Here is a 26,994-nt window from a genome sequence, read left to right on the forward strand (position 1 = left end):
CCGGTTACGCCTTCCGGTGAACCGATTCATCTACGCTCACCTGCGGCTTCTCGAACCATCGGGAGAGCACCGATGTGGTTCCCCAGTACGCCAGGAGGACCCCACGGGTGCCGAGCGCCGCGACCTTCTCACGCAGCGGACGCCTCCGGCTGCCGCAGACGGGCCGCCGGAACTCCGCCGCCCGCCCCCGGATTCCCGCCCTGCGACTCCGGTGCCAGGCCGCATCGGGGTCGTCGTAGACGTCCGCGTAACGCGGTCCGGCGATCGGCCAGTCCGACATCAGCCGCTCGGGCAGGGCGAAGGACGCCACCAGGGCGGGGGTGTGTTCGGCCACGACGACGGTCGCCGCCTCCACCGCGTCGGGCAGAAAGGTGACCTGATCGGCGGTCAGCCGTCCGGCGGCGAGCAGGTCGCCGCCGTTGCGGGCGATCCACCGGAGGGCGAAGAGCCGGCGCAGCTCGGTGAGCCGTTCGCGCGCCGCGCCCTCGGGCAGGGTGGCGACGGCCTCGGCGTACGCTTCGTCCGCCTGCCGGTAGGCGTACGCCTCGACGCCGCGCAGCGCGGCCGACGACGCGGCGTTCCAGCGGCCGAGCGGGTCGCCGGGCGGGGCGGCGCTCATCCGCGCCCGGGCGCGGGCGAACCAGAGGTCCTCGACGGCCGCGAACAGCCGGCCGAGGAAGGCGGGGTCGTCCAGGTCTCCGGGGCCGTCGCCGTCGGCCGTGTCCCGGTCGGTGGCGCTGAAGAGCATCTCGGCGGCGGCCTTGGCGTGGACGGCGAGGTTGTCGCCCTCGGCGGTGATCGCGCCCTCGATGCCGGTGACCAGCTCGGTCATTCCGTTGTTCTCCAGAAGACCCTGGGCTCCGCATCGTTCGCGGCACTCGACGATGACGTCGCGGGCCTGCCAGGTGATCCACCCCTTGGTGACGGCGACCAGGCGTTCCGCTTCGTCCCGGTCGGCCCCGGAGGCCGACTCCCAGCCGTCCAGGGCCCTGCGGTGCAGGAGGCTCATCGCGTAGACGGTGGCCATCGCTCCGGCCAGCGGGCCGTGGTGGGTGCGGTGCGCGTACACCGGGATCCGCCGGGCGGCGCGCGATCCGGAGATCATCCGGTGGCCTGCGTACCGCACGGCGATGGCCAGGGTGACCCGGGCGGAGCCGACCGCGCAGGCGCTCATGGAGAGCTTGCCGGGGGTGACCCGGCCGATGGAGGTGAGGAACCGCCTTCTGCGGTTGGGGACTTCGCTGTGGAACCGGCCGTCGTCGCCGATCCGCCCCTGCTGTCCGGCGAGCAGCGCCTCGCGGGGGACGAAGCAGCGGTCGAAGGAGGTCAGGCAGTGGTCGACCGGGGAGCCCATCCGGGCGGGCAGCCGCCGCACCCGGACGCCGGGCAGGGCGCGGTGGGCGTCGGTGAGCGGGGCGAGGAAGAGGAAGACCCCGTGGTCGGCGCCGTCGGCGAGCAACCGGGCGGCCACGACACCGGACTTGGGGCCCCCGGCCGGGCTGGTGTTGGGCATGAACTTCTGCGCCCCGGCGTGCGGGGTGTGCAGGACGAAGCCGTCGCGTTCACGGTCGTACGTCGCGGTCGTCTCGATGGCCGCGGCGTCGTTGCCGTGGGCCACCTCCGTACAGAGGAAGGCGCCCACCCGCCGCAGCGCGAGGAAGTCCGACAAGTCGCGCCTGGTGTCGGCGTCGTGGTCGAGGAGGCTGCCGAGGAAGAGGTTGTAGTGGATGCCCGCCACGGTGGTCAGCGCCGGGTCGACGGGGCCGAGCCACTCGTGGAGGGCGGCCAGCGCCCGGGGGTCGGCGGCCAGCCGTGCGCCGCTGTCGAGCGCGTTGTTGAGGATGCGCAGCCGGTGGTAGGAGAGGGCGAGCCGTTCGTCGGGGGTGCCACCACCGGGGCGGCGAAACGGTTCTGTTGTCAGCAGGCGGCGCCAGAATCCGTGCTCCCGACGGAAATTCGGCCCGAAGAGCACTGCGGTGAGCAAATCGTTCGTGGACGGCGAGGCCGCGTCGTTCGTGGGTACGGTCACAACAAAGTAACGATCAAGGAACGGCGAGGACACCCCCGCCGTCCCGAAATGCCCCCGTATATCAAGCGCGTTGGAAGGCCAGTACGACGTTGTGGCCACCGAAGCCGAAGGAGTGGCTGAGCGCCGTCTCGACGCGCCGGTGACGGGGCTCCTTCGTCACGCAGTCGAGCGGAAAGGCGTCGGGGAGCGCGTCCAGGTTGGCGATCGGCGGGACGGCGGAACGTTCCAGCGTCAGGACCGTGGCCACCGCCTCGATCGCGCCCGCCGCCGCCAGGGTGTGTCCGGTGACGCCCTTGGGCGCGGTGACCGACGGCCGGTGCGGGAAGAGCCGGGAGATGAGGGTGGTCTCCATGGCGTCGTTGAGGGGGGTGGAGGTGCCGTGGGCGTTGATGTGGTCGACATCGCCGGGTGTCCAGCCCGCCTGGTCGAGCGCCGCCCGCACCGCGCGCTGGGCACCGTGTCCGTCGGGGGCCGGGGCGGTGGGGTGGTGGGCGTCGGTGCTGGAGCCGGCCCCGGCGAGCAGGGCGCGCGTCCGGCCGCCCCTGGCGCGTACCCCCTCCTCGCGCTCCAGGACGAGCATGGCGGCGCCCTCGCCGATGACGAAGCCGTCCCGGTCGGCGGCGAACGGGCGTGAGGCGGCGGCCGGTTCACCGGTGCGGGTGGACAGCGCGCCCATCCGGGCGAACGCGGTGACCACCAGCGGGGTCAGCACCGACTCCGCGCCGCCCGCGACCACCACGTCGCAGCTGCCGCCGAGCAGCAGATCGCGGGCGACGGCGACGGCCGTGGCCCCGGAGGCGCAGGCGGTGGCGGGGGCGAGGCTCGGGCCGCCCGCCTTCAGCGCGATGGCGACCTCGCCCGCCGCCGCGTTGGGGATCATCATCGGCACGAGGAGCGGGGAGACCGCCTCGGGGCCCGAAGAGGCCAGCTTGGCCGCGTTGTCGACGAGTACGGAGACGCCGCCGACGCCCACGCCGAGCACCACGCCGACCCGGGTGCCGTCCCATCGGGCCGGGTCGAGGCCGGCGTCGGCGACGGCCTGCCGGGCGGCCACCAGCGCCAGCTTCACGAACCGGGCCATCCGCCACACCGACCGGCCGCCCACCGCCGCGTCCAGGTCGATACCGTCGACCGGACAGGCGAAGTCGACCGGCAGGCCAGCGAGTTCCTCGATCCGCCGGGCAGTGGACCGCCCGGAGCACAGCCCCTCCCAGAAGCTGTGCTCGTCCGCCCCTGCGGGTGTCACGAGGCCGACCCCCGTCACCGCGACGGCGGTGCCGGCTCGGGCCTCGGTGCCCTGATCAGCGGGGAGCGACATGCTGTGTTCCTTCCATAGATTCCGTGCACATGGTCTGCGGGGTCCCGGGCCAGCGAAGTGCCGCCGAGCCCCAGGTCAGTCCGCCCCCGAAGGCGGTGAGCAGCACCCGGTCGCCGGGGTGCAGAAGCCCGTCGTCCGCCGCGTCGGCCAGGGCCAGCGGGATGGAGGCGGCGCCGGTGTTGCCGACCCGCTCCAGGTGGGTCACGCAGCGCTGGGGCGCGATGCCGACCCGCTCGGCGACGGCGCGCAGGATCCGGGCGTTGGCCTGGTGCGGCACGAAGCGGTCGACCTCGGCCGGGTCCCAGCCCACCCGGTCCAGGAGCGTCCGGCAGGAGCCGGTCATCCGCTCCACGGCGTGCTGGTAGACGGTGCCGCCCTGCATCCGGAAGAAGCCGTCGGTCAGGCCCGGCGGCTTCCCGTACGCCCGCGCGCGGGCCCCGCCGCCGGGGACGGTGATCAGGTCGTAGCCCGTACCGTCGCTGCCCAGGTCGAACGCGAGCAGTTCCCCGGGATCGCCCCGGCGCCCGGCCGCGACCAGGGCGGCGCCCGCCCCGTCGCCGAAGACGACGCCCGCCGAACGGTCGGCGGGGTCGAGCCAGGTCGAGTAGACGTCGGCCCCGACGAGCAGGATCCGCTCATAGAGGCCCGAGGTGACGAGACCGTGGCAGACGGCGAGTCCGTAGACGAAGCCGCTGCACACGGCGGCGATGTCCAGCGCCGGTACGGTGCCGAGCCCCAGCCGGGCCGCGAGCGCGGGAGCGGTGCCGGGGCAGAGGTGGTCGGGCGTCGCGGTGGCGAGGACCACCGCGTCCACCTCACCCGCCGCCGGGGCGCGGACCAGCAGCCGGGAGGCCGCCTCGAACGCGAGGTCGCCGGTGGCGACGCCCTCTCCGGCACGGTGCCGGCTGCCGATGCCGGTGCGGCGGCGGACCCAGGCGTCGTCCACGCCCCAGTCGGCGGGCAGCCGTTCGTTGCCGACCGGCTCCCCCGGCACCCAGCCCGCCACGCCCTGGAGCACCGCCGTGCGTGTCCCGGCCGCTAAGACGCCCGCCCGCGTCCCCTGCTCCGTCCCGCTGTCGGCCGCCCGTCTCCTCGCCACCCGTCGCCCCGTTGCCACCCGTCGCCCCGATCCCGTTGTCGTACTGCATCAGGTTGACGAACGGTGGAACGTCTCACGAGGGTGCGTTCGACTGCGCCGAACGGGTCATGACGTGGCGTCAGTTGACGCCGAGCGCCGTGCGGAGCTCGTCGGGCCCCGGCGGGTTGGCCCCGGCCCGGGAGACGGTCACGGCCGCGGAGGCGACCGCGTGGCGCAGGACGTCGGCGACGGTGTCCCGGCCCACGGCGTGCAGCCGGTCCCGGGCGTCCGGGCCCAGGAGCCCGTGCGCGGCGAGGGCGTGGAGGGTCCCCGACATGAAGGCGTCGCCCGCGCCGACGGTGTCGGCGACCTCGACCGCCGGGGCCTCGACGGTGATCCGGCCACCGGGGAACAGGGCGGACGCGCCCGCCTCGCCCCGGGTGACGAGGACGAGCGCGGGTCCGGCGGCGAGCCACCGCCCGGCGATCCGCTCCGGCTCCTCGTGCGGGTGCAGCCACCGCAGGTCCTCGTCGCTGGCCTTGACGACGTCGCTCAGCGCGACGCAGCGCTCGACGCGGGCCACGGCCGGGGCGCGCTCGCCCATCAACTCGGGCCGTACGTTGGGGTCGTAGCTGACGGTGGCGGCGGCCCGCAGCGACTCCAGGGCCGCCAGGACCGTCGCCGCCCCGGGTTCGACGACGGCCGCGATCGAGCCGGTGTGCACATGCCCCGGCACCCGGTCGAGCGGGACCGGGCCCAGGGTCCAGCCGACGTCGAAGGCGTACGTCGCGTGCCCCTGGCCGTCCAGGGTGACCACGGCCGAGGGGGTCGACCCTGCGGCGTCGTCGGTCCGGACCTCGACCCCGGCGGCGGTCAGATGGTCCCGGATGAGCCGCCCGTGGCCGTCGGCGCCCAACTGGGTGTGCAGAGTGGGGTGGTGGCCGAGCCTGGCCAGTCCGTACGCGACGTTCGCGGGGCTGCCGCCGGGGTGGACCCGGTCGGCCTGGTCCGGCTGCCGGACGATGTCGGCGACGCATTCGCCGATGACCAGCGGCTCAAGTCGGTCGGGCATGGGGGTGGATCTCCTCGGGTGCGGTGTCGTGGAGCGGTCCGGCGGGAACGGGGGCGGCGACCGGGCCCCCGGTCGCCGAGGAGCCGGGGTGGGGCGGGACCGGGGCCGGGGCGGCACGCCTGACCCAGAGCAGCGCGCCGGCCAGTACGGCCGTGGCGGCCAGCAGCCAGGGCAGCGGGCCCGGGGGCAGGGCGCCAGCGCCCAGTCCCGCGCCGGCGGCGACCAGCTGCAGGCAGAGCGACTGGACGGAGAGGGCGGTGGCGCGGCCGGAGGCGTCGACGCGGCGGTGCAGCAGATCGTTCTCGTTGGGGCCCGCCGCTCCGAGGCCCAGGTAGACGAGTCCGTAGCCGGTGACGGCGATCGTCGTGGCCAGCGGGCTCATCGTGTGCGTGGTGAGGCCGAGCAGGGTCAGCCCCAGCGTCACCAGGCCAAGGCTCGTGAGCACCGCGCGCTCGCTGCTTTCGGTGAACCGGGCGACGAGCGGGGCGAGTTGACTGCCGAGGGCGGAACAGAGGAACCCGGCGCAGGCGAGCCCGGCGAAGACCAGGGCCCCGGATTCGGCGGTGCCCATGAGGGCGGCGGCCCGGCCGGGCGTGAGGAGTTCGACGGCGGCGAGGGCGGCCCCGGCGGCGCTCGCGGTGAGCAGGATGCGGCGGATCAGGGCGTCCCGGGCGCCGAGCCGGAGCCCGGCGGCGATGGCGGCGGGCACACCGCCCATGACCCGGCGCAGGGTGGTCCGGGGCCGGGGAGGTTCGGGCAGGGAGCTGAGCACGTACAGCACGAAGACGCCTTCGACCAGGGCGCCGAGCAGGGCGGGTACGGAGAGCGGGATGGCCAGGCCACCGGTCGTGTTGGCCAGCCACTCCCCCGCACCGGGGGCGAGGCCGAGCAGCCAGGGCAGCCCGCCGCCGAGGAGGGTGCCGAGCGCGAGGGCGGCCGAGGTGGCGGAGCTGCCGCGCGCCAGGCCCGTACGCAGGTCGGCGTCGGGTCCGGCGTGGGCGTGGACGGTGTCGACGTACCAGGCCTCGGCGGGTCCGCTGGACAGGGCGCGGGCGAGACCCATCAGGCCCATGCCGAGCGCGATGGCCCAGCCCGCCGCACCGAGGCCGATGAGGGTGAAGGCGGTGAGGTTGAGCAGCCCGGCGACGGCCAGGACGGGGCGCCGCCCGATGACGTCGGAGAGGCCGCCGGTGGGCAGCTCCAACGCGGCGGCGGTGAGGGAGTGCACGGCGTAGAAGCCGGCGATGGCGGCGATACCCATGCCGCGTTCGGTGAAGAGGAGCACGCCCGTCGCGATGGACATGCCGATGGGGAGCCAGAAGAGGAAGGAGACCGTGACGTAACGGCGGCGCGCGGTCGCGCCGTCCAGGCCGCCGTGGCCCGCGGAGACGGCGGCGGGGACCGGCCGGCTGGTCATGAGCCTTCTCCGGCATCCGCGGCCTCCGGAGCCAGCGGGAGTCCGGCGGTGAACAGCACGACCTGCTCGGCGCGGGGGTCCTCGGCGTCACGGGCGGTCAGCTCGGCCGTCTTCGCGCGGAACACCTCCCACAGCTCGGCCAGGGACTCCGGGGTCAGCCGGGGCATCAGGTCGCTGAGCCCCGACGGCTCCTGCCATTCCTCACCCAGCCGGCCGCTGTCCAGGTCCGCCTCGTGGCGGTCCAGGGACTGCTGGAGGTGCTCGATCTGGCGGCGGTGCAGAACGCTGAGGACCACGCTGCCGCCGGGGCTGGCGTGCATCGCCTCGTTGCTCCACGAGGTGACGTCGTGCACGGACTTCCAGCGGCGTTCCCGGCTGTCGCGGTGGTCGGCCTCGGCGACGAACGCGTACTTGGCGAGCACCCGCAGGTGGTAGCTGGTGGACGCCGAGGACTCCCCGGTCCTGACCGCGAGCTCGCTGGCGGTGGCCGGGCCGTGCTGGCGCAGCAGTCCGAGCAGGGTGAGGCGCAGGGGGTGGGTGAGAGCCTTGAGGGCGGCACCGTCCTGCGCCGGATCGAGTACGCGACGGCTGTCTTCGCTATCCATGGCAGCAGCGTAGGCAGACGGAAGCACTTTCCCAAAGAGTTTTTGCAGAATATTTTTGGGAAACTCGAAGAGTCGGCCGTCAGGCCTCTTCTCCGGCCGTTTGCCGCGCTCGCAGCACCTCCATCACATCCCGGCACCAGTCGCGGTTGGCGCGTTCGAAGTCCCGCCCGCGGCGGCAGGTGAGATACGGGCCGACGCGTGCCCCGCGGAGCAGGAACTCCGCCTCGTCCAGGCTGCCGCGCATCCTGCGCAGCAGCTCCTCGAACAGCGCGGCCTTGGCTTCGGCGAACGCGTACCGCTCGGCGAGCCGTTCGATCAGTACATCGGTGTGGAGATGGTCGGCCGCCTGGACCTGGACCAGCAGGTCCTCCCGCAGGAACGCGGGCTTGGCGGCGGCGGACGCGAAGTCCTCCAGCTCGGCCAGCCCCTCGCCGGTGACGCGGAACAGCCGCTTGTTGGGACGCCCCTCCTGGACGACCTCGCGCCCGGCGACCAGCCCCTCCTTCTCCAGTCTGGCCAGCTCCGCGTAGACCTGCTGCGGCAGGGCGTGCCAGAAGTTCGCGACGCCCGCCGCGAACGCCTTCGTCAGCTGGTAGCCGCTCAGCTCCTCGTCGAGCAGCGCCGCCAGCACCGCATGGCGCAACGCCATCGGACCGCCTCCCTCTCCACCGGGCCGGGACGGATCCCCGTCCACCCCTGTCCGGAACGCCGACCCTCATGATAGTCATGAAACTGACTAGTCACTTTCTTGACTACGAGGAGGACACATGACCACCGCAGTGGACCGCTTCCGTGCCGCCGTCGACAGCCGCGACCTCGGCGCCCTGGACGATCTGTTCACCGAGGACATCCGGCTCTACAGCCCGGTGAAGTTCACGCCGTTCGAGGGCCGGCCGGCGGTGCTGGGGCTGTTCGGCGTCCTGCTGCGCACCTTCGAGGACTTCCGTTACGTCGGTGAGTTCGCGGGCTCCTCGCAGACGAGCGCCGACGGGACCGAGGCCCCGTCGGCGGTCCTGCTCTTCCGGGCGACGGTCGCGGGCAAGGAGATCCACGGCATCGACCTGGTGCACCTGGACGAGGACGGACGCATCAAGGAGTTCACCGTGATGGTCCGCCCCGCCTCCGCCGTCCAGGCGCTGGGCGAGGCGGTGCTCGCCGGACTGGTCGCCGACGGCCTCGCCCCCGCCCCGTAGAACCGGGGAACGCTCCGTCGAGCCCGGGACTCAGCTCGCCCGCGCCGCCTCCAGGGCGTCCGCGACCAGGCCCAGGAAGCGGGCGTGGTCGCGGGGCCCGTAGAGGGGCTCGGGGTTCCACGGGACGACGGGCGTCGGCGTGCCCTCACTCCCCCGCAGCTCCTCCAGGGGCGTGGCGTGGGCGCGGATGTCGGTCAGGATCACCTCGGGGCGCAGCGCGAAGGTGTCGGCGCGGTCGAGCGTGGACCAGTTGGCCCCCGGGCCTTCGGCGGGCTCGACGAGCCGGACGCCCAGTTCGGTGAGGACCCGCAGCTCGGGCCACATCCTGGGGCGTGCGACATGCGCCTGGTCCGGGCCGGCCGGGGAGAGGGCGAGCACCCGGGGCGCGTCGGCGGAGGTGGCGGCGACCACGGCGCGCAGCCGCTCCCGGGCGGCGTCGAGGTCCTGGTCAGCGTCCGGCCGCCCGGTGGCGCCGAGCGAGCGGGCCAGCTCGGCGAACCGGTCCCCGATCTCACCGAACGTACGGGCCTGGCTGACGTCGAGGACGACCACCGGGACCCGCTCCTCCAGGGGCTTGGCCGTCTCGGGGGCCAGCCCGTAGACATGGCCGCCGCCGTAGCTGACGGCCACCACGAGGTCCGGCTCGGCACTCAGTAGCCGCTCGACGTCCAGGGCGCTGCCCGCCCCGACGTACTCGACGCCGGTGAGCGGCAGGGTGCCGGTCTTCGCGGTGTCGGGGTCGGGTCCGTCGTGGTCGGAGCCGAAGACGGCCACCGGCCGGATCCCGAGGTCCCACAGGGTCGCCCCTGCCTGGATGTAAGCCAGCACCCGCCCGGGCGGCCGGGGCGCCGTCGACTGCTGACCCCGGTCGTCGGAGAACCGCCATTCGCTCTGTTCCGTCACGTCACACACGCCCCTCTGCGCCGACTGCCGTTCCATTCGTGCGAGTTCGTACACGTGTACCTGCCCACCTCCTCGCCGCCACACCCCTCTGGCCAGCGAATAGACGGCCCGTCGGCGATTGCGGGCACAACAGGCGCGCAACGTCACGGAGTGTTAAAAATGAGTCACTCTCAGCTATCGGGCGGCGCCCCTTCCGGACGGAGTCGACTCCCCATGCGCGCGAACCTTGTGAAGGCAGTCCTGGCCGTCGGCATCGGTGCGTCGCTCTGCGCGGCTTCCGCCACCGGGCGCGCCTCGGCGGAAGCGACGAGGGCGGCCCCCTGCCCCGTGGTCGACGTGCTGGTCCTCTACACACCGAAGGCCGCGCGGCAGGTGGGCGGCGAGCACCGGGTGCCCGCCTCGGCCCAGCGGATCGCGACCCGGATGAACCGGTCCCTGGCGGGTGGCGGACTCTGCGGCATCATCCGCGTCGTCCACCCGCACACGGTGACCGGCTACGAGGGGCCGGAGGAGTTCCGTGCCGCGCACGCTCTCCTCAAGGACCACACGTCGGCGGGGGTCGGACGCCAGGCGCACGAGCAGCGGGCGCGGTACGGGGCCGATCTGGTCACGCTGGTCGTGGACCGGCCGGAGCGGGGCGGCGGCACGGCGGACTACACGCCCGCCCTCGGCAGCACCACGGACGAGTACGCCTACGCGGTCGTCGACGTCGACGGGATCGACCTGGATTCGGCGAGCCACGAGATCGGCCACAACCTGGGCCTCGCCCACGACCGTACGACGCTGGCGGGCAACCCGGACGGCTCGATGAGCGTGAGCCGGAACCGCCCGTACAACACCGGCTGGGTCACCGAGGACGGCAAGCGCTACACGATCATGGCGTACCGCTCCGCGTGCGGGGACCACTGTCGCCGCATCAGCCGGTTCTCCAGCGCGACGGGGACGTGGCAGGGCCACCGGCTGGGCGACGCGGACAACGACGGCGTACGGGTGCTGCGCGAGACCATGCCGGTCGTCGCCGGGTACCGCACCAAGGTCTGAGCCGAGGAAGGCCCCGGGTCCCCGGCCCGGCTCAGCCTGCGGGGGCGGACCCGTCCGCGTCCGTGCCGGGATCCCGCTGCGGTTCGGGCCGCCGCAGCTCGACGTTGAACTGGGCTCCGGCCAGCAGGGAGAGATTGGCGAACCAGACCCAGATCAGGAAGACGACGAGCCCGGCGAGCGATCCGTACAGCCGGCTGTAGCTGCCGACCTGGGTCGCGTAGAGGGCGAACAGCGCCGATGCGGTGAGCCAGCAGAGCGCGGCCAGTATCCCGCCGGGCAGGCCCCGGCGGACACCCCGGGCGGAGCGGGGGCCGGTGCTGAAGAGGACCATGATCAGGCAGGCGACGAGGAGGACCAGCAGCGGCCACTTCAGCGCCGCCCACAGGGTCTCCCCCTCGCGCGGCAGGCCCACGCGACGCCCGAGCCAGCGGGCCAGCGGGCCGGTCATGACGAGGGCGAAGGCGCTGGTCATCAGCAGGAGGAGCAGGCCGATCGCCGAGACGACGATGATGTGCGCCTGGCGCAGGGGCGGGCGGTTGTCCCGGACGCCGTGCATCGCGTGCATCGCCCGGCGGAAGACCGCGAGGTAGCTGCACGCGGACCAGACGGCGCTCACCGACCCGGTGGCGACGAGCAGCCAGACGGCGGAGCGCTGCTCGGTCGCCGCCTCCAGCGGCCTGCGCAGCGCTTCCCCGGACTCGGCGGGCGCGAACGCGGTGATGTCGGAGATCAGGGCGCTGGTCGCGTCGGGGTTGGCGAGGCCGATCACGGACACGGTGACCAGGAGTGCCGGGAGCAGGGCGAGGATGGCGTAGTACGTGAGGGCCGCGGCCCAGTCGGTGATGTCGTCGTTCCACAGCGAGACCGGGGTACGGCGCAGAGCGGTGAGCCAGGAGCGGGGCGGCGTGGCATGCCCGTCGGCGGGGGCGGTGCTGTCCGCGGCGGACGCGGTCTGGGTGGGCAAGCTGGCACTCCGGGGACGTGGGTGGCTGCGGTGACCGGGGTGACCTGCCCGTTCCCGGACGTGCCGACCCCTCTCGATCCTCTCCTGCCACGTCGTGGCCGGGGCACACCTGGGGGTGTCCGGCGATCGGTGTCCGGTCAGTCGTTGACGGCGGTGAGGAGGACCACGGCGTCGCTGAGCGCCAGCAGCCCGTGCCGTTCCTGCGGGATCGGGTGCAGGGTCCCGGCGGGCAGTTCCGCGTCACCGGACGCGGCGGTGAGGCGGACGCCGCCGCGCAGGACGAGGAGCGAGGCGGCGGGCGGCGCGTTGTGCTCGTCGAGCGCGGTCCCCTCGGTGAGGGCGATCACCGTCTGCCGCAAGGGGGGCTCCTGGAGCACGAGGTGGGCGCTGCGGCCGTGTGCGGAGGCGCGGGCGGCGGTCAGGTGTTCCTCGGCCAGTGCGTTGAGGTCGTCCATGTGCCCACTGTGCCGCAGCCGCACGCACCCCGCGATCCTGGCGTGCCCCGACGGCGGCGGATGGACCGGCGGCCCGGGCTCAGCGGGGCGCCTGCGCGGTGGAGCCCCGGACCACCAGCTCCGGCTCGAAGAGCAGCTCGTCCGGCGGGAGCGATCCGCCCTGGATGCCCGCGCAGAGCAGTTCGACGGCGGCCCGGCCCATGGCCTCGATGGGCTGGCGGATGGTGGTGAGCGGGGGTTCGGTGCAGTTCATGAACGCCGAGTCGTCGTAGCCGACGACGGAGACGTCGGACGGCACGCCGAGGCCGCGCCTGCGGGCCGCGCGAACGGCGCCGAGGGCGAGGGGGTCGCTGGCGCAGATGATGCCGGTGACGCCCCGTTCCAGCAGCCGGGAGGCCGCCGCCTGGCCGCCCTCCAGGGAGAACATCGAGCGTTCGGCGTGCGCCTCGGTCAGCTCGCCTCCGGTGGCCGACGCGACGGACCGGGCCGCGGCGAGTTTGCGGCGGGAGGGCACGTGGTCGGAGGGGCCCATCACCACGCCGATGCGCTCGTGGCCGAGGGAGGCCAGATGACGCCAGGCGCGCTCGATCGCGACGGCGTCGTCGCAGGAGACGCAGGGGAAGTCCAGCCCCTCTATGGGGGCGTTGATCAGTACGACGGGGATACGGCGCTCGGCGAGCCGGTGGTAGTGCTCGTGGGCCTCGTCGGCCTGGGCGAACAGGCCGCCGGCGAAGACCACCCCCGAGACCTGCTGCTGGAGCAGCAGGTCCACGTAGTCCGCCTCGGACACCCCGCCCTTGGTCTGGGTGCACAGCACGGGGGTGAGCCCCTGCTGGGCGAGGGCACCGCCGATCACCTCGGCGAAGGCGGGGAAGATCGGGTTCTGCAGTTCGGGCAGGACGAGGCCGACGAGCCGGGCGCGCTCGCCCCGCAGTTGGGTGGGGCGCTCGTAGCCGAGGACGTCCAGGGCCGTCAGCACGGACTGCCGGGTGGCCCGGGACACCCCGGGCTTTCCGTTGAGCACCCGGCTCACCGTGGCCTCGCTGACCCCAACCTTCTTGGCAACTTGAGCAAGTCGTCGCGTCATGCCGCAAGGTTAGCGCAAGCAGCGCAAACAATTGACTTATGAACGCAAGGAATGCACACATAGGGGGCACTTCCCGGCCATCAGGAAGTGCCCCCTTGCGATCACTCCGCTACTCCTCTCCTCGCTTACGGGTTGATGTTGATCTTGAAGCCGGGTGTGGTGTTCTTGATGTCCTGCGCGTTGTCGCTGAACTTCAGCCCGTTGAAGGTGACTTCACCGACAGCCGGGCCCTGTCCGGCCTCCGGCATCTCGTTGGCCCACAGCCCGAAGCCGGACTTGGCGTCGAACGCGTCACCGCTCTTGCGCGCCCCCGAGATGGAGATGTCGCTGAGCACGGTGTCCTTGATCGGGAACTGGGGCTGTCCGCCGACGTAGTTCGTCTGGAACATGATCCCGCTGTAGGTGGGATCGACGATGTCCACGTTGTTGATACGGATGCCCTGGAACACCTTCGACGCCGAGAACAGCCAGATCCCGGGGAAGGTCTGCGATCCCCAGAAATGACCGCCCGCGCGCACGATCGAGACGTTCTCGATCGTCGTCGGTGCGGTCCCGAATCCGTTCATCGGGTAGCCGAAGTCCAGCGAGCTGACCGTGATCCCGGAGTACACCAGGGTGTCGGCGATATGGATGTTGCGGAAGGTGTTGTCGTACCCGCCGTAGACGGCGATGCCCGCCGCACGCCAGGTGAGGATCGAGGTCAGGTTCTCGTACACGTTGTTCTTCATGTCCGCTCCCCCAGCGTCGATCGCCGAGAAGAGCGCGAAGCTGTCGTCACCCGTGGCCCGCGCCTCGTTGTTGGTCACGAGGTTGTCGGTGGACCCGTTGGTCATGTTGACGCCGTCGGCGAACATGTTGCGGATACGGGAGTTCTTGATGGTGACGTTGTCGGTGTTCGCGCCCCAGTAGAGGCACACCATGTGCTCGTTCCAGATGTTGTCGATCACGATGTCCGAGACGTTCGAGAAGTCGAAGACCTTGCCCGGCCCGTCGATCCGGGACGTGTAGTTGCCGAAGTACGCGAAGTTCGCGAACGACGACCCCTTGGCACTGGCCTCGGCCCGGAAGCCGACATCGGTGTTGTCCTGCGTGGCCGGTGCGTTGAAGCGGGTGTACCAGGGCCCGGCCCCGACCACCTTCACGGCCTTGCCGTAGACCTGGAACTTACTGGCCGTGCTGTACTCCCCCGCCGGGAGGTAGACGCCCACCAGGGTGCCGGTGGTGTCCATGCGGACCTTGTCCAGGGCGTTCTGGACGTCCTGGTGGGTGAAGCCGGCCGGTACGGTGTACGTCGCCGGGTTCGGGTTGGCGACCGGGGCGACCTGCTCCAGGTTGATGAAGTCGATCGCGTACGTGGAGGTGTTGGCGCTGTCCTTCTGGAGCCTGATCTTCGATCCCGCCGGGACGGTCTTGCCCAGCATCACGTTCGCCTCGTCGTAGATGTGACGGGGCGCCCCGGAGCCCGGGGAGTTGCCGGGAGCGGTCTCGTTCCCGTACAGCCAGGCGTACTTCGAGGTGAGGTCGATCGCCCTGAGGAAGACGCCGTCGACGTAGACGTTCAGTGTGGAGTCGATGCCGCCGCCGCCCGGGGCGTCGGGGATGGAGAACCGGGTCACCAGGGTGTTGGTGGAGGCCCGGGTGGTGAACTCGACGTAGTTCCCGTTGTTGTTGAGGGTGACGGCTTTGCGGCCGGACGCCTCGCCCGCGATGTCGCCGACGGTCCGGTTGGGGCCGACGACCTGGGCGCCGCCGCCGGTCGTGCCGTCCTCCGCCTCGTACATGGCGTACGGCATGTTCGCGCCGCGTCCGACGAAGAGGGCCTGGGTGGAGGTGTTGTTCTCGCGCTTGACCGGGAGTTCGTTGGCGTCGGCCGCGATCACGGTCCGTACGGTGTACGAACCGTTGGCGGCGGTCCAGGTGCCCAGCGGGACCGGTGCGGTGGTGGCGCCCGCCGCGATGGCCCCGTTGTGGGCGCCGGTCAGGGTCTTGACCGTGGCGCCCTTGCTGTCGACGAGGGTCAGCGTGATGCCGTGCGCACCGCTCGCCGAAGCCACCGTGCCCTGGTTCTTCAGGGCGACGGAGAAGGTGACCGTGTCGCCGGTGGAGGCGGCCGACGGCGAGGTGGTGACCGCGGCGGCCACCAGGTCGGAGCTGGAGACCGGCTTCACGACCAGCGGGGAGGCGCTGGTCCAGGTGTTGTTGGTCTCGTTCTGCTCGATGATCTCACCCGCCGGGTCGGCGACCGCGCTCAGTTCGTAACTGCCCGCGTTCCGTGCCCCGATGGAGGCGCTGACCTGGGTGGAGGCGCCGGACGCGAGGGCGCCGACCGAGGCGGTGGCGACTTTGGTGGAGCCGAGCCGGAGCTCGACCTTGCTCGCCGGGGCGGCGAGCGCTCCGGTGTTGCGGACGGTCGCGGTCAGGGTGATCTCGTCCGTCTCGACCGGGGCGGCGGGAGCTGCGGTGATGCCGGTGACCTGGAGGTCGGGGTTGGCCGCCGGGGCGCCCAGGACCTGGAACTCGGCGACCTGGCCGGCGCCGGAGCCGCTGTTGGCGGTGAACTTCAGCTGGACGTCCGCGACGCGGGCGGAGACCGGGATGGTCACCGTGTTCCCGGACGCGGGGCTGAAGGCGTAATCCTTCGCGACGGAGAGGGAGTTGAAGGAGGAGGAGCTCTGTTCCCGGCCGAGCACCTCGATGCGCTGGGTGCGCGGTCCCCAACTGCTGTCGGGGTTGAGCTTGACGACGACGTTCTCGGTGTCGGCGTTGGAGCCGAGCTTCACGGTGAGCGTGTTGGGGTAACTGCCGCCCGCGCCCTCCCAGTAGGTGGAGGTGCTGTTGTCGTTGGCGTTCTCGGCGACGTAGGTGTGGACCACGGAGGAGGCCGTGATCGGCTTGTTCACGGCGAGGTTGGACGCGGAGCCGCTCTGCCCGTTGCGGGTGACGGTGTTGCTGTCGCCGGAGACGTTGCCCGCCGCGTCCTTCGCACGCACGAAGTAGCTGACCGTGGTGGACGCCGACCGGGTGTCGGTGTAGGTCAGCACGTTGCCCGCGACGCTGCCGCGCAGCACGTTGTTGGCGTAGACGTCGTAGCCGGTCACGCCCTTGTTGTCGGTGGACGCCTGCCAGGTCAGCTTGACCGAGCCGGCGGACGGCTCGGTGAACGCCAGCGCGGAGGGGGCGGTGGGGGCCTGGGTGTCGCCGGTGTCGCCCGCGCGGGTGACGGTGTTGCTGTTGGCGGAGACGTTGCCCGCCGCGTCCTTGGCGCGGACGAAGTAGCTGACGCTCTGCCCGGCCGGACGGGTGTCGGTGTAGGTGGTGACGTCCCCGCCCACGCTGGTGAGCAGGGTGTTGTTCGCGTAGACGTCGTAGCCCGTGACGCCCTTGTCGTCCGTCGACGCCTTCCACGTCAGCCGGATCTGGCCGGTGGCGGGCTCGGTGAGGGCGAGGTTCGCCGGCGCGGTCGGAGCCCGGGTGTCGCCGGTGGTGGGCCCGTAGATCTCCAGCTCAGCCAACTGGGCAGCCTGTGCACCGGTGTTGGCGGTGAACAGGACTCGGACGTACCGCGTCGTCGTGGCGTCGAAGCTGATCGTCGCCGACTGTCCGCCCGTCGCGTCGAAGCGGTAGGCCTTGGACGCGGTGAGATCGGTGAAGTCCGTGCCGTTGGCGCTGCCCTGGAGCTTCAGGGTCTGGCTGCGCGCCGCCCAGCCGTCGGGCAGCCGCAGCACCACCCGGTCCACGCCCAGCGACGCGCCCAGGTCCGCCTGGACCCACTGCGGGAACTGGTCGTTCCGGCTCGCCCAGTGGCTGTCACGATTGCCGTCGTTGGCGTTGGCCGGGGTCTGTGAGCCGTTGCTGCTGCTGGCGGTGAGGGTCTTGCCCTGGGCGAGGTCGGCCGAGGAGTCCGAGGCGCCCCGGACCTCCAGCTCGGAGAGCTGGGCGGCCGGCCAGCCGGTGTTGGCGGTGATGTTGACGCGTACGAAGCGGGTCAGGGTCGCCGGGAACGGGATGGTCACCTCGTTCGCGGCTCCGGGGGCGAAGGTGTACGTCGCGGAGTTCTTCAGGGTCGCGAAGCTGGTGCCGTCCGCGCTGCCCTGGAGGGACAGGGTCTGGGTGCGGGTCTCCCAGCCCGCCGGAAGGGTCAGCTTCACCTCGTCGACGCGGGTGCCCGCGCCCAGGTCGGTCTGGACCCACTGGGGCAGTCCGCCTCCGGCACTCTCCCAGTACGTCGACCGGTTGCCGTCGGTGATGTTGGCCGCGCCGTACTCGGCGTGGGCGCTGCTCGCGGCCGCGGCCCGGCCCGCGGCGAGGTTGGGTCCGTCGGCTGCCGCGGCGGCGAGCGACGGTATGCCGATCATCAGAAGACTGGTCGTGACGAGGGCGGATATCGCCCGCCATCTCCAGCGTTGGGCTCTCATAGCTCCCCGATCTTCGGCCTCGGCGCGGGGCGCGCCGAGGGCGCGGCTCTGCGACCGCAGCCAAGGAACACGGATTTCTGCGTATGCTGCGGTCTGTTTTGCGTTGTGCCGTCAGAGAGTTGCAGAGAAATGAGAGACCGTCCACCGTTCCGACAACAGCCGGACGGCCTGTCCGGCCCGCTTTCGGGGAACCGGACAGGCCGTTCGACGGATCGTCAGAGGCCGCCGGTGTACAGCAGCCGGTCGGGCGAGCCCTGGCCGAGGCCGGAGAGCACGTCAGGGGTGGCCGTGTCGTTGAGCCACCGCGCGACGGCGGCGGGCGAGGCGGAGGGGTTCTCCTCCTTGTAGAGCGCGGCGACGCCCGCGACGTGCGGGCTGGCCATGGAGGTGCCGTTCAGCGAGACGGTGCCGCCGCCGAGCCGGGCGGAGACGATGTCGGCCCCGGGGGCGTACAGCGCGAGGCAGGAGCCCCAGTTGCTGAAGGAGGTCTCCCGGTCCTGCCGGTCGCTCGCGCCGACCGTGACCACGCCGTCGGCTGCGGCCGGGGAGACGTCGCAGGCGTCCCGGTCGTCGTTCCCGGCGGCCACGACGGGCAGCACGCCCGCGTCGGCGACAGCCTCGACCGCCGCGTCGACCGCGCTGGAGCGGGCCCCGCCCAGCGAGGCGTTCAGCACCCCGGGGGCCTTGGTGCGCTCGGCGTCCTTGGCGACCCAGTCGAACCCGGCGAGGATGCCGGCCCAGGTGCCCCGGCCCTCGCAGTTCAGGACGCGGACGTTCACCAGCGAGGCGTCCTCGGCGACGCCGGAGGTCGCGCCGCCCGCGGTGCCGGCGACATGGGTGCCGTGTCCGTTGCAGTCCATGCCGTCGCGGCCGTCGCCCACGGCGTCGTACCCGTTGACGACCCGGCCGCCGAACTCGCTGTGCGCGGCGTCGATCCCGGTGTCGACGACGTACACCTTCACGCCGTCGCCGGTGGCCGTGGTGGTGAAGGTGTCGTCCAGCGGCAGGGCGCGCTGGTCGATGCGGTCGGTGCCCCAGCCGGCCGCGGGGGCCCGGAAGAGGCTTCCCGTCCGGGGAGCCTCCACGGCGACCTCGGCGTTCTCCTCGACGGCGAGGACGCCGGGGACGGTGCGTACCGCTTCGAGTTCGGCGGCGGTGAGCGTGGCGGCGAAGCCGTGCAGGACGTTCCCGTAACGGAACAACGGGTCGAGCCCGAGCTCCCGCAGGACGGTGTCCGGCGAGAGCTCGGGCTCCAGGGTGACGATGTACTGCCCGGGTACGGCCCGGGTGGACTGCTCCACCACGACCCCTTCCGGTCCGCTGTCGGCCGAGGCCGGGGCAGGGATGGCGATCATCGGGGCGATCAGCAGCAGGGCGGCCGTGGCCCATCGGGCGGGCAGGCGCATGCATTCTCCTCGGGATGGGGATCCGTTCGCGGAGCGAGTGCATCCGCGAAGCGCGAACACCCGTTCCTTCGTCCCCGCCCGCCGGTCGCCTTAGCCGGTTCAGCCGGACAGCGCAACGCCGGCGGTCAGCTCCAGCTCGTCGATGCCGGCCGCTACGGACGGTCGGAGGTCGTCGTTGGTCCAGGTGCCCACGGCCGTCTCGGCGGTGATGCCGGGTCCGAAACCGGCGATGAGGCCCTGCGCGGACTCGGCGGCTCCGCCGTCGTCGAAGAGCCGGGCCAGCGCGTCGAAGACGACGGAGCTGGCGATGTTGCCGCGTTCGGTGAGGGTGGCCCGGCTGTAGCGGAACATCTCGGGCGGCAGCTTCAGGAAGTGGCAGAGGTCGTCCAGGATGCGCGGCCCGCCCGCGTGGACGATGAAGAAGTCCATGTCCGGGACGGACCAGCCGTGCAGGTCGACCAGATCCTGGAGGACCGGGGCGAGCATCTCCATCGTGCCGGGGACCCGCTTGTCCAGCAGGAAGTGGAATCCGGTGTCGCGGACCGCGTAGGAGATCCAGTCCTCGGTGTCGGGCACCAGGTGCGACCCGTTGCGCTCCAGCCGCATCCCGGTGCCGCCCTGGCCCCGGACGACGGCGGCGGAGAGGGCGTCCCCGAACAGCCCGTTGGAGAGCAGCGAGCCGACGCCGATGTCGGTGGGCTGGTAACAGAGCGAGCAGAACTCGCAGGAGACGATGAGGACGTTGGCCTCGGGGTAGGCCACGCAGAAATCGTGCGCGCGGTTGATGGCCGCGCCGCCCGCCGCGCAGCCGAGCTGGGCGATGGGCAGTTGGCGGGTCCCGGGCTTGAAGCCCATGGTGTTGATGAGCCACGCGGTCAGCGAGGGCATCATGAAGCCGGTGCAGGAGACGTAGACGATCAGATCGATCTCGGACGCGTCGGTCTCGGCGTGGGCGAGGGCCTGCCGGACGACGTCGGGCACCCTCCTCTTCGCCTCGGCCTCGTACACCCGGTTGCGGAGCTCGAATCCGGGGTGCTTCAGGGTCTCCTCGATGGGCTGCACGAGGTGCCGGGTCTGGACGCCGGTGTTCTGGATGAGCCGCAGGACGAGATCGCGCTGCGGGTGCCCGGCGTGGGTCTCGCGGGCCAGGTCCAGGGTCTGCTGCATCGTGATGACGTGCTCGGGCACAGCGATGGCGGGTCTGCACAGGGTCGCCATGGGTTCTCCTCGTATCTCGGAGCGGAGGCTCCCGTCACCACGTGACGGGCAGGGCGAGCGGGTAGCGCCAGATGGACGTCGTGTTCCACTCGATGTCCTCGGGCGGCACGTCCAGACGCAGGGCCGGGAAGCGGGTCAGCAGCGTGGAGAAGGCCACTTCCAGCTCCATGGTGGCGAGCGGCGCGCCCAGGCAGTGGTGGGCGCCCCAGCCGAACGTCATATGGGGGATGGACGGGCGGTCGGGGTCCAGCTCGTCGGGGCGGTCGAACTTGGCGGCGTCCCGGTTGGCCGTCAGATAGGACACGTGCACCACGTCCCCGGCCTTGATGAGGACACCGCCGAGCTCCACGTCCTCCAGGGCGATGCGCGGGATGCCGACGCCCTTGCGGAAGGGGATGTGGCGCAGCAGCTCCTCCAGGGTGCGGGGCAGCCGCGCCGGTTCGGCCTGGAGGGAGTGGAGGAGTTCCGGACGGGTGAGCAGGGTGTAGGCGATGTTGCCGAGCTGGTAGGTGGTGGTGTCCTGGCCGGTGATGAGCAGGACCATCGCCATGACGGCCAGTTCGTCGTCGTCCAGCAGTTCGGCGCCGTCCCGCGCGGTGGCCAGGGTGCTGATGAGGTCCTCGCCCGGGGAGCGGCGCCGGTCGGCGGTCAGCTCCTGGAAGTAGCCGCGCAGCTCCGCCTTGGCGCGTACGGCGTCCTGCTTGCCGGCGGCCCCGACGTTCATCATGGTCATGGCGTGGGCGCGGAGCCAGGGGCGGTCGGCCTCGGGGATGTCGAGGGCCTCGCAGATGGTGATGAGTGGCAGCGGTGAGGAGACCCGGGCGACGAAGTCGGCCGGTGCGCCCTCCTCGGTCATCTCGTCGAGCAGCCGGTCGACGACGCGCTGGGTCCCGCCGCGCATCTGCTCGACGCGGCGGGGGGTGAAGCTCTTGGCGACCAGGCTGCGCAGCCGGCTGCTGGCGGGTGGGTCCATGAGGTTGATGGACTCGGCCTGGACGATCGGCTCCGGGGTCATCCGGGGGAAGTCACGGCCGAGGACGGCACTGCGGCTGAACCGCCGGTCGGTGGTGACCGTCCGGACGTCCTCGTAGCGGGTGACGAGCCAGGCCTCGCCCTCGCCGTACGCCATCCGGATGCGGGAGACCGGCTCCTCGGTCAGCAGTTGCCTGAGCTGGGGGTCGAACTCGAGCCGCTGCGCGTAGTCGAACGGGCAGGTCCGTACGGATTCCTTGTGATGCACCGAGGTGTTCTCCACCGAGGTTCTCCCCATGGCCGGTTCGGGGTGTTCAGGACATCCCGGTGCCAGGCCCGGGAACAGACCTCCCCTGTGTCCCCCGTCGGATCGCGAAACATGTCACTCACTGTTCGCAGTCAGCCGATCAGGGGGGGCGCACGCCCCGGCGCTCGGCCTCCCGGCCCAGGCGAACCGCCCCGCACGGAGGAAGCGGCGCTGATCTGGTGCTCCGCGCGGTAGAGGTGAGGGGGACAGAGCAGCCAGTCCGCCTCGCGAAAAGGGAACGACCATGACGGAAAGTGACCAATACCGGGACGCGCGTCTCGGCCGACGAACCTTCGTACGGGGTGCCGCGAGTGTCGTGGGAGGCGCGGGGCTGGCCGGCACGGTGTCGGCGGGTGCGGCTTCCGGCGTCCCCTCGGCGGCCCCGGACGAGGACCGGGTGCCGTTCCACGGAGCGCACCAGGCGGGGATCCTGACCCCGCAGCAGCGGTTCGGCGGTTTCGTCGCGTTCGACGTGCTCGCACGGGACCGGACGGAGCTGGCGGCGCTCTTCCGGAAGCTGACCCTACGGTCCCGTGTCCTCACCGCCGGGGTCACCCCGAAGGATCCGGACGTGGCGGCGGTGCGGGGCCCGGAGGACCGGCTGACCATCACGGTCGGGGTGGGCGCCTCGCTGTTCGACGGGCGTTTCGGGCTGGCGGGGGCGCGGCCGCCCGGCCTCACCCGGATGCCGCGCTTCCCCGGGGACCGGCTCGAACCGGGAGGCTGCCACGGAGATCTCTCGGTGCAGGTCTGCGCGCAGCACCCGGACGCCGTCCTCCATGTCGTACGGGATCTGGCGCGGGAGACCACGGGGCTGCTGCGGGCCCGGTGGCGGGCCGACGGGTTCGTGAACCCGCCGCGCCCCGAGGGCAGCCCCCGGTCGTTCACCGGCTTCAAGGACGGGACCGCACACCCGGACACGACGTCGGCGCGGGAGATGGACCGGCTGGTCTGGGTCGGGCCGGAGGGGCCGGACTGGGCGCGGGGCGGGAGCTACCAGGTGCTGCGCACGATCCGGTTGGAGGCGGAGGCGTGGGACCGGGTCCCCTTGGGCGAGCAGGAGCGGATCTTCGGCCGGCGCAAGTCGACCGGCGCGCCGCTCGACGGGAAGAAGGAGAGCGACCCGCTCGACTACGGGCGCGATCCGCAGGGCCGGGTGACGCCGCTGGACTCCCACATCCGCCGGGCCAACCCCCGTACCCCGGGGAGCGAGGACTCGGTCCTGCTGCGCCGCAGCTACAACGTGGACCGGGGCCTCGCGCCGGACGGGTCGCTCGATGTGGGGCTGGTCTTCTGCTGCTACCAGCGGGATGTCGACCGGCAGTTCGCGACGGTGCAGAAGCGGCTGGAGGGCGAGCGGTTCGCGGACTTCAGCACCACGACGGGCGGCGGCTACTTCCTCGTGCTGCCGGGGGTGGCCGACACCTCCGACTGGTACGGCTCGGCTCTGCTCGATTCCTGAGCGACCGGTGCCGTGGTCCGGTCCGCGCCGTCGAGCACGTGGTGGCGGCCGATCGGGAGCATCAGGGGCCGCCCGGACACGGGGTCCTCGATGATGCGGCTGTCGAGGTCGAACACCGCCCGGACGGTCTCCTCGGTCAGCACCTAGGAGGGGGTGCCGGAGGCGTGGAGGCCGCCGTCGGCGAGGGCGATCAGGTGGTCCGCATAGCGGGCGGCGAGGTTGAGGTCGTGCAGGACCATGACGATGGTGGTGCCGCGCGAGCGGTTCAGGTCGGTGAGGAGGTCGAGGACCTCGATCTGGTGGCTGGCGTCGAGGAAGGTGGTCGGCTCGTCGAGCAGCAGCAGGTCGGTCTGCTGGGCGAGCGCCATCGCGATCCACACCCGCTGGCGCTGGCCGCCGGAGAGCTCGTCCACCGCGCGCTCGGCGAGCGGTTCGGTGTGCGTGGCCTCCAGGGCGGCGGCCACGGCCGCGTCGTCCTTCTCGTTCCAGCGGGAGAAGATCCCCTGGTGCGGGTGGCGGCCGCGGCCGACCAGGTCGGAGACGGTGATGCCCTCGGGTGCGACCGGTGACTGGGGCAGCAGGCCGAGGGTGCGGGCCAGTTCCTTGGCGGGGAGCCGGTGCACCTCCTTGCCGTCCAGGACGACCCGGCCCTCCCGGGGTGCGAGCAGCCGGGACATGGAGCGCAGGAGGGTCGACTTGCCGCAGGCGTTGGCGCCGACGATGACGGTGATCCGGCCGGGTGGTACGGCGAGGTCGAGGGAGTCGACGACGGTGCGGTCGCCGTAGCCGAGGGTGAGTCCTTCGGCGGTCAGTCAGTGGTGCATGGTCATAGCGAGCCTCCCGCCCGGTTGGTGCGGATGATCAGGTAGACGAGGTAGGGGGCTCCGAGGACGCCGGTGACGACGCCGACGGGGTAGCGCTCGCCGAAGGCGAACTGGCCGGTGAAGTCGGCGACGAGGACGAGCAGCGAGCCGACGAGTCCGGCGGGCACGAGCAGCGAGCCGCCCGCCCCGACGATGCGGGCGGCGATGGGCCCGGAGAGGAACGCCACGAACGCGATGGGTCCGGCCGCCGCCGTGGCGAAGGCGATCAGCCCGACGGCGGCGACGATCACGGTGATCCGGGTGCGTTCCACGCGTACGCCGAGGGCGGAGGCGGTGTCGTCGCCGAGCTGGAGCGCCAAGAGGTTACGGGCCTGCCCCAGCAGCAGCGGGGTGAGGACGGCGGCCGCGGCGAGGGCGGGGACCACCTGGTCCCAGGTGGCGCCGTTGAGGCTGCCGGTCAGCCAGCGCATCGCCTCCTGGAGGTCCCATTCGGCGGCCTGGGACAGGACGTAGGAGGTGATGCTGTCGAGCATCGCGGAGATCCCGATGCCGATGAGGATGAGCCGGGTGCCGGCGACTCCGCCTTTGAACGCCAGCGAGTACACCAGCAGGGCGACGCCGAGTCCGGCGGCGATGGCGAGGACGGAGACCTGCACCTCGCCGAGGGAGAGGGTGACGATGGCGATGGCCGCGGCGGCGCTCGCCCCGGAGCTGATGCCGATGATGTCGGGGCTGGCGAGCGGATTGCGGAGCATCGTCTGGAAGGTGACGCCGGCCAGGCCGAAGCTGAATCCGGCGACCAGGGCGAGGACCGCGCGCGGCAGCCGCAGCCGTCGCACGGTGAAGGACGCGCCGGGCACCTGTTCGCCGAGGATCACCCGGAGCACGTCGCCGGGCGGGTAGTAGGTACGGCCCGCCATCAGGGTCACGGCGAACGCGGCGACCACCAGGAGGACCAGCACCAGGACGACCCGGCGGCGGCGCGAGGCGCCCCGGACGCGGCGGCGGGTGGCTGCCTCGACGGAGGCGGGCCGGGTGAGGACGGGCGCGCTCACAGGGCACGTACCTTCTGTCGGCGGACGATGTAGATGAAGAACGGGGCCCCGATCAGGGCCGTGACGATGCCGACGTCGATCTCGGAGGGGCGTGCCACGATCCGGCCGACGACGTCGGCGGCGGTGAGCAGGACCCCGCCGAGCACGGTGGAGAGCGGCAGGAGCCAGCGGTGGTCGACGCCGACGAGGAGCCGGCAGGTGTGCGGGACGACGAGGCCGACGAAGCCGATCGGTCCGGCGACGGCGGTGGCTGCTCCGCAGAGCAGTACGGCTCCGAGGGCGGCCACCGCCCGTGCCACGGCGACCCGTTCACCGAGACCTGCGGCCAACTCGTCGCCCAGGGCGAGGGAGTTGAGGGCCCGGGCGGAGAGCAGGCAGACGGCGAAGCCGACGGCGAGGAACGGCGCGACCTGGGAGATGCGTTCGAAGGAAGCGCCGCCGACGCCGCCGATCTGCCAGAGCTTGAAGCTTCCGGCGATGTCGTTGCGCGGCAGGATGACCGCGCTGACGAGCGAGGCGAAGGCGGCCGATGTGGCGGCCCCGGCGAGCGCCAGCTTGAGCGGGGTGGCCCCTCCCCTGCCGAGCGTACCGACGGTGTAGACGAACAGGGCGGACAGCGCGGCGCCCACGATGGCGACCCAGATGTAGCCGGTCGGCGAGGTGAGCCCGAAGAACGCGACGGCCGTGACGACGGCGAGGGAGGCCCCCATGTTGACGCCGAGGATGCCCGGGTCGGCGAGCGGGTTACGGGTCACGCCCTGCATGACGCCGCCCGCGAGGCCGAGCGCCGCGCCGATGACGACGGCGAGGACCGTACGGGGGATGCGCTTGGTCGCGGCCGCCTGCCCCAGGGTGTCGTCCGAGCCGCCGAACGCCGCGACGACATCGGACCACGGCACGTCGCGGGAGCCGAAGGCGACGGAGGCGACCATGACGGCGGCCAGGGCGAGCACGGAGAGCAGGACCCACAGCAGGCGCACGCCCGCCGGACGCCTGGTGGTGACGGCGTCCGGCGGGGTGCGGGTGTCGAGCGTGGTCACTTGACCTTGTCCGCGGCCTTGGCGAGGGCGGCGGCGTAGTCGTCCAGCACGTAACTGATCGACAGCGGCGTCGGGTTGGCGGCGGTGGCCAGCGGGCTGCTGCCGGGCAGGAGGTAGGTGGAGCCGCGCCCGACGGCGGGGATCTTCGAGAGCAGCGGGTCCTTGGTGATGGTCTTCAGCAGCTCACCGGTGTCGTCGCCGTAGCCGGTGATGATGTCGACGTCGTCGAAGGCGTCGATCTGCTCGGCGCTCTTGGTGAGGGCGAACTTGTCCGTGCCCTCGGACGCCTTCGCGATGGAGCCGGGGATCTTCATCCCGAGGTCCTGGAAGAACTGGGTACGGGTGTCGTGCGTGGTGTAGAAGCCGACCTCGCTGACGTCGTTGGGGTCGACGTGCGTCATGAACATCGCCGACTTGCCCTTGAGCTGCGGGTACTTGGCGGCGGTCTTGGCTATGTCGCCGTCGAGCTTCTTGATCAGCTTCTCGCCCTCGTCGGCCAGCCCGATCGCCTTGCTGTTCGTCCGGATGATCTGGCGCCACGGCGTCGCCCAGGCGGCGTCCGGGTAGGCGACGACGGGGGCGATCTCGCTGAGGGTCTCGTAGTCCTTCTTGGTCAGACCCGAGTAGGCGGCGAGGATGACATCCGGCTTCGTGTCGGCGACGGCCTCGAAGTCGATACCGTCCGTCTCGTCGAACAGCACCGGCGTCTTGGCCTTCAGCTCGTCGAGCTTCTCCTCGACCCAGGGCAGCACACCGTCGTTGTTGTCGTCGCCGAAGTTGGCCGCGGCCATGCCGACCGGTACGACGCCGAGCGCGAGCGGGACTTCATGGTTGGCCCAGTTGACGGTCGCGACGCGCTTGGGCTTGGCGGGGATGGTGGTCTTGCCCAGGGCGTGCTCGACGGTCAGGGGGAACGCGCCGCCGGAGCGGCTCTCGTCGTCCTTGTTCCCGGTGTCGGAGGACCCGCCGCAGGCGGACACGCCGACGAGGGCGGCCGCCACGACGAGCAGGCGAAGGCGGTGTGAAGACATGGGTGTGTACCCGGCTTTCCGGATGTCGGGGCCGCGGCGGGACGCGTACGTCAGTGGCTGACGCGATCATCGCTGGCTTAGGTAAGGCTTGCCTTGGAACCT

Annotated in this window: 21 protein-coding genes and 1 pseudogene; 3 read left to right on the plus strand and 19 right to left on the minus strand. The window is 72.1% G+C overall.

Annotated elements, in window-relative coordinates:
* Window positions 1–4: 4 nt before the first annotated feature.
* The 7 genes from WQO_RS01910 to WQO_RS01940 all read right to left on the minus strand — a co-directional run bounded on the left by WQO_RS01910 (window position 5) and on the right by WQO_RS01940 (window position 8,168).
* A complete protein-coding gene (locus WQO_RS01910; RefSeq protein ID WP_058953842.1) occupies window positions 5–2,029 on the minus strand; it encodes an acyl-CoA dehydrogenase family protein in 2,025 nt (674 codons plus the stop codon).
* A gap of 61 nt (window positions 2,030–2,090) precedes the next feature.
* A complete protein-coding gene (locus WQO_RS01915; RefSeq protein WP_010061705.1) occupies window positions 2,091–3,347 on the minus strand; it encodes a beta-ketoacyl-[acyl-carrier-protein] synthase family protein in 1,257 nt (418 codons plus the stop codon).
* Complete coding sequence (locus tag WQO_RS01920; RefSeq protein WP_418082097.1) at window positions 3,331–4,446, minus strand: beta-ketoacyl-ACP synthase 3; 1,116 nt, start codon at window positions 4,444–4,446, stop codon at window positions 3,331–3,333. The genes WQO_RS01915 and WQO_RS01920 overlap by 17 nt, the downstream gene beginning before the upstream one ends.
* A 118-nt stretch (window positions 4,447–4,564) precedes the next feature.
* Window positions 4,565–5,497, minus strand: a complete 933-nt coding sequence (locus WQO_RS01925; RefSeq protein ID WP_010061709.1) for a carbohydrate kinase family protein — start codon at window positions 5,495–5,497, stop codon at window positions 4,565–4,567.
* The gene (locus WQO_RS01930; RefSeq protein ID WP_010061710.1) at window positions 5,481–6,914 is read right to left on the minus strand and encodes an MFS transporter; all 1,434 of its coding nucleotides are present in this window, start codon (window positions 6,912–6,914) and stop codon (window positions 5,481–5,483) included. The genes WQO_RS01925 and WQO_RS01930 overlap by 17 nt, the downstream gene beginning before the upstream one ends.
* Complete coding sequence (locus WQO_RS01935; RefSeq protein ID WP_010061711.1) at window positions 6,911–7,519, minus strand: helix-turn-helix domain-containing protein; 609 nt, start codon at window positions 7,517–7,519, stop codon at window positions 6,911–6,913. Before WQO_RS01935 ends, WQO_RS01930 begins: the two co-directional genes overlap by 4 nt.
* Window positions 7,520–7,598: 79 nt before the next feature.
* Window positions 7,599–8,168, minus strand: coding sequence for a PadR family transcriptional regulator (locus WQO_RS01940; protein WP_010061712.1), 570 nt, complete (start codon window positions 8,166–8,168; stop codon window positions 7,599–7,601).
* 118 nt (window positions 8,169–8,286) lie between these two features.
* On the opposite strand from WQO_RS01940, the gene WQO_RS01945 reads away from it, so the two are divergent.
* A complete protein-coding gene (locus tag WQO_RS01945) occupies window positions 8,287–8,712 on the plus strand; it encodes a nuclear transport factor 2 family protein (protein ID WP_010061713.1) in 426 nt (141 codons plus the stop codon).
* Window positions 8,713–8,742: 30 nt separating this feature from the next.
* On the opposite strand, the gene WQO_RS01950 is transcribed toward WQO_RS01945, so the two are convergent.
* A complete protein-coding gene (locus WQO_RS01950) occupies window positions 8,743–9,615 on the minus strand; it encodes an ABC transporter substrate-binding protein (RefSeq protein ID WP_029182393.1) in 873 nt (290 codons plus the stop codon).
* Window positions 9,616–9,828: 213 nt separating this feature from the next.
* Between WQO_RS01950 and WQO_RS01955 the strand changes: the two genes are divergently transcribed.
* A complete protein-coding gene (locus tag WQO_RS01955; RefSeq protein WP_010061716.1) occupies window positions 9,829–10,656 on the plus strand; it encodes a M12 family metallo-peptidase in 828 nt (275 codons plus the stop codon).
* Window positions 10,657–10,687: 31 nt separating this feature from the next.
* Here WQO_RS01955 and WQO_RS01960 read toward each other — a convergent pair whose 3' ends face one another.
* The 7 genes from WQO_RS01960 to WQO_RS01990 all read right to left on the minus strand — a co-directional run bounded on the left by WQO_RS01960 (window position 10,688) and on the right by WQO_RS01990 (window position 21,471).
* Complete coding sequence (locus WQO_RS01960) at window positions 10,688–11,620, minus strand: YihY/virulence factor BrkB family protein (protein ID WP_010061718.1); 933 nt, start codon at window positions 11,618–11,620, stop codon at window positions 10,688–10,690.
* Window positions 11,621–11,757: 137 nt separating this feature from the next.
* Window positions 11,758–12,075, minus strand: a complete 318-nt coding sequence (locus tag WQO_RS01965; RefSeq protein WP_029182394.1) for a cupin domain-containing protein — start codon at window positions 12,073–12,075, stop codon at window positions 11,758–11,760.
* Between the two features lie 79 nt (window positions 12,076–12,154).
* A complete protein-coding gene (locus tag WQO_RS01970) occupies window positions 12,155–13,162 on the minus strand; it encodes a LacI family DNA-binding transcriptional regulator (RefSeq protein WP_010061720.1) in 1,008 nt (335 codons plus the stop codon).
* 125 nt (window positions 13,163–13,287) lie between these two features.
* Window positions 13,288–17,577 (minus strand): discoidin domain-containing protein, encoded by a 4,290-nt coding sequence (locus tag WQO_RS01975; protein ID WP_050992315.1) that lies wholly within the window; start codon window positions 17,575–17,577, stop codon window positions 13,288–13,290.
* 215 nt (window positions 17,578–17,792) lie between these two features.
* Window positions 17,793–18,983: a S8 family peptidase gene (locus WQO_RS01980; protein WP_010061722.1), complete on the minus strand. Its 1,191-nt coding sequence runs from the start codon at window positions 18,981–18,983 to the stop codon at window positions 17,793–17,795.
* Between the two features lie 99 nt (window positions 18,984–19,082).
* Window positions 19,083–20,201: a type III polyketide synthase gene (locus WQO_RS01985; protein ID WP_010061723.1), complete on the minus strand. Its 1,119-nt coding sequence runs from the start codon at window positions 20,199–20,201 to the stop codon at window positions 19,083–19,085.
* 34 nt (window positions 20,202–20,235) lie between these two features.
* Window positions 20,236–21,471, minus strand: coding sequence for a cytochrome P450 (locus WQO_RS01990; RefSeq protein WP_050992316.1), 1,236 nt, complete (start codon window positions 21,469–21,471; stop codon window positions 20,236–20,238).
* A gap of 325 nt (window positions 21,472–21,796) precedes the next feature.
* Here WQO_RS01990 and WQO_RS01995 point away from each other — a divergent pair, with 325 nt between their 5' ends.
* The gene (locus WQO_RS01995; protein ID WP_010061725.1) at window positions 21,797–22,942 is read left to right on the plus strand and encodes a Dyp-type peroxidase; all 1,146 of its coding nucleotides are present in this window, start codon (window positions 21,797–21,799) and stop codon (window positions 22,940–22,942) included.
* Here the strand turns inward: WQO_RS01995 and WQO_RS02000 are convergent.
* The 4 genes and pseudogenes from WQO_RS02000 to WQO_RS02015 form a co-directional block, all read right to left on the minus strand.
* Window positions 22,873–23,754: pseudogene (locus tag WQO_RS02000) on the minus strand (ABC transporter ATP-binding protein). The gene WQO_RS01995 and the pseudogene WQO_RS02000 overlap by 70 nt on opposite strands.
* Before the next feature lie 14 nt (window positions 23,755–23,768).
* Window positions 23,769–24,821 carry a FecCD family ABC transporter permease gene (locus WQO_RS02005; protein ID WP_058953844.1) on the minus strand — a complete coding sequence of 351 codons (1,053 nt, stop codon included), beginning with the start codon at window positions 24,819–24,821 and terminating at the stop codon, window positions 23,769–23,771.
* Window positions 24,818–25,861, minus strand: a complete 1,044-nt coding sequence (locus WQO_RS02010; protein ID WP_010061729.1) for a FecCD family ABC transporter permease — start codon at window positions 25,859–25,861, stop codon at window positions 24,818–24,820. The genes WQO_RS02005 and WQO_RS02010 overlap by 4 nt, the downstream gene beginning before the upstream one ends.
* A complete protein-coding gene (locus tag WQO_RS02015) occupies window positions 25,858–26,892 on the minus strand; it encodes an iron-siderophore ABC transporter substrate-binding protein (RefSeq protein WP_010061730.1) in 1,035 nt (344 codons plus the stop codon). The genes WQO_RS02010 and WQO_RS02015 overlap by 4 nt, the downstream gene beginning before the upstream one ends.
* Window positions 26,893–26,994: the final 102 nt, after the last annotated feature.

This window comes from Streptomyces globisporus C-1027 (genome assembly GCF_000261345.2).
In the GTDB taxonomy this organism is placed as follows: Bacteria; Actinomycetota; Actinomycetes; order Streptomycetales; family Streptomycetaceae; genus Streptomyces; species Streptomyces pakalii.

What these genes read in the sequence shown, in the direction of transcription:
- WQO_RS01935 (WP_010061711.1), bottom strand. Translation starts at nt 7,519, where the DNA reads ATGGATAGCGAAGACAGCCGTCGCGTACTCGATCCGGCGCAGGACGGT.
- WQO_RS01985 (WP_010061723.1), bottom strand. Translation starts at nt 20,201, where the DNA reads ATGGCGACCCTGTGCAGACCCGCCATCGCTGTGCCCGAGCACGTCATC.
- WQO_RS02015 (WP_010061730.1), bottom strand. Translation starts at nt 26,892, where the DNA reads ATGTCTTCACACCGCCTTCGCCTGCTCGTCGTGGCGGCCGCCCTCGTC.
- WQO_RS01930 (WP_010061710.1), bottom strand. Translation starts at nt 6,914, where the DNA reads ATGACCAGCCGGCCGGTCCCCGCCGCCGTCTCCGCGGGCCACGGCGGC.
- WQO_RS01945 (WP_010061713.1), top strand. Translation starts at nt 8,287, where the DNA reads ATGACCACCGCAGTGGACCGCTTCCGTGCCGCCGTCGACAGCCGCGAC.
- WQO_RS01965 (WP_029182394.1), bottom strand. Translation starts at nt 12,075, where the DNA reads ATGGACGACCTCAACGCACTGGCCGAGGAACACCTGACCGCCGCCCGC.
- WQO_RS01955 (WP_010061716.1), top strand. Translation starts at nt 9,829, where the DNA reads ATGCGCGCGAACCTTGTGAAGGCAGTCCTGGCCGTCGGCATCGGTGCG.
- WQO_RS01940 (WP_010061712.1), bottom strand. Translation starts at nt 8,168, where the DNA reads ATGGCGTTGCGCCATGCGGTGCTGGCGGCGCTGCTCGACGAGGAGCTG.
- WQO_RS01925 (WP_010061709.1), bottom strand. Translation starts at nt 5,497, where the DNA reads ATGCCCGACCGACTTGAGCCGCTGGTCATCGGCGAATGCGTCGCCGAC.
- WQO_RS01990 (WP_050992316.1), bottom strand. Translation starts at nt 21,471, where the DNA reads ATGGGGAGAACCTCGGTGGAGAACACCTCGGTGCATCACAAGGAATCC.
- WQO_RS01915 (WP_010061705.1), bottom strand. Translation starts at nt 3,347, where the DNA reads ATGTCGCTCCCCGCTGATCAGGGCACCGAGGCCCGAGCCGGCACCGCC.
- WQO_RS01970 (WP_010061720.1), bottom strand. Translation starts at nt 13,162, where the DNA reads ATGACGCGACGACTTGCTCAAGTTGCCAAGAAGGTTGGGGTCAGCGAG.
- WQO_RS01980 (WP_010061722.1), bottom strand. Translation starts at nt 18,983, where the DNA reads ATGCGCCTGCCCGCCCGATGGGCCACGGCCGCCCTGCTGCTGATCGCC.
- WQO_RS01975 (WP_050992315.1), bottom strand. Translation starts at nt 17,577, where the DNA reads ATGAGAGCCCAACGCTGGAGATGGCGGGCGATATCCGCCCTCGTCACG.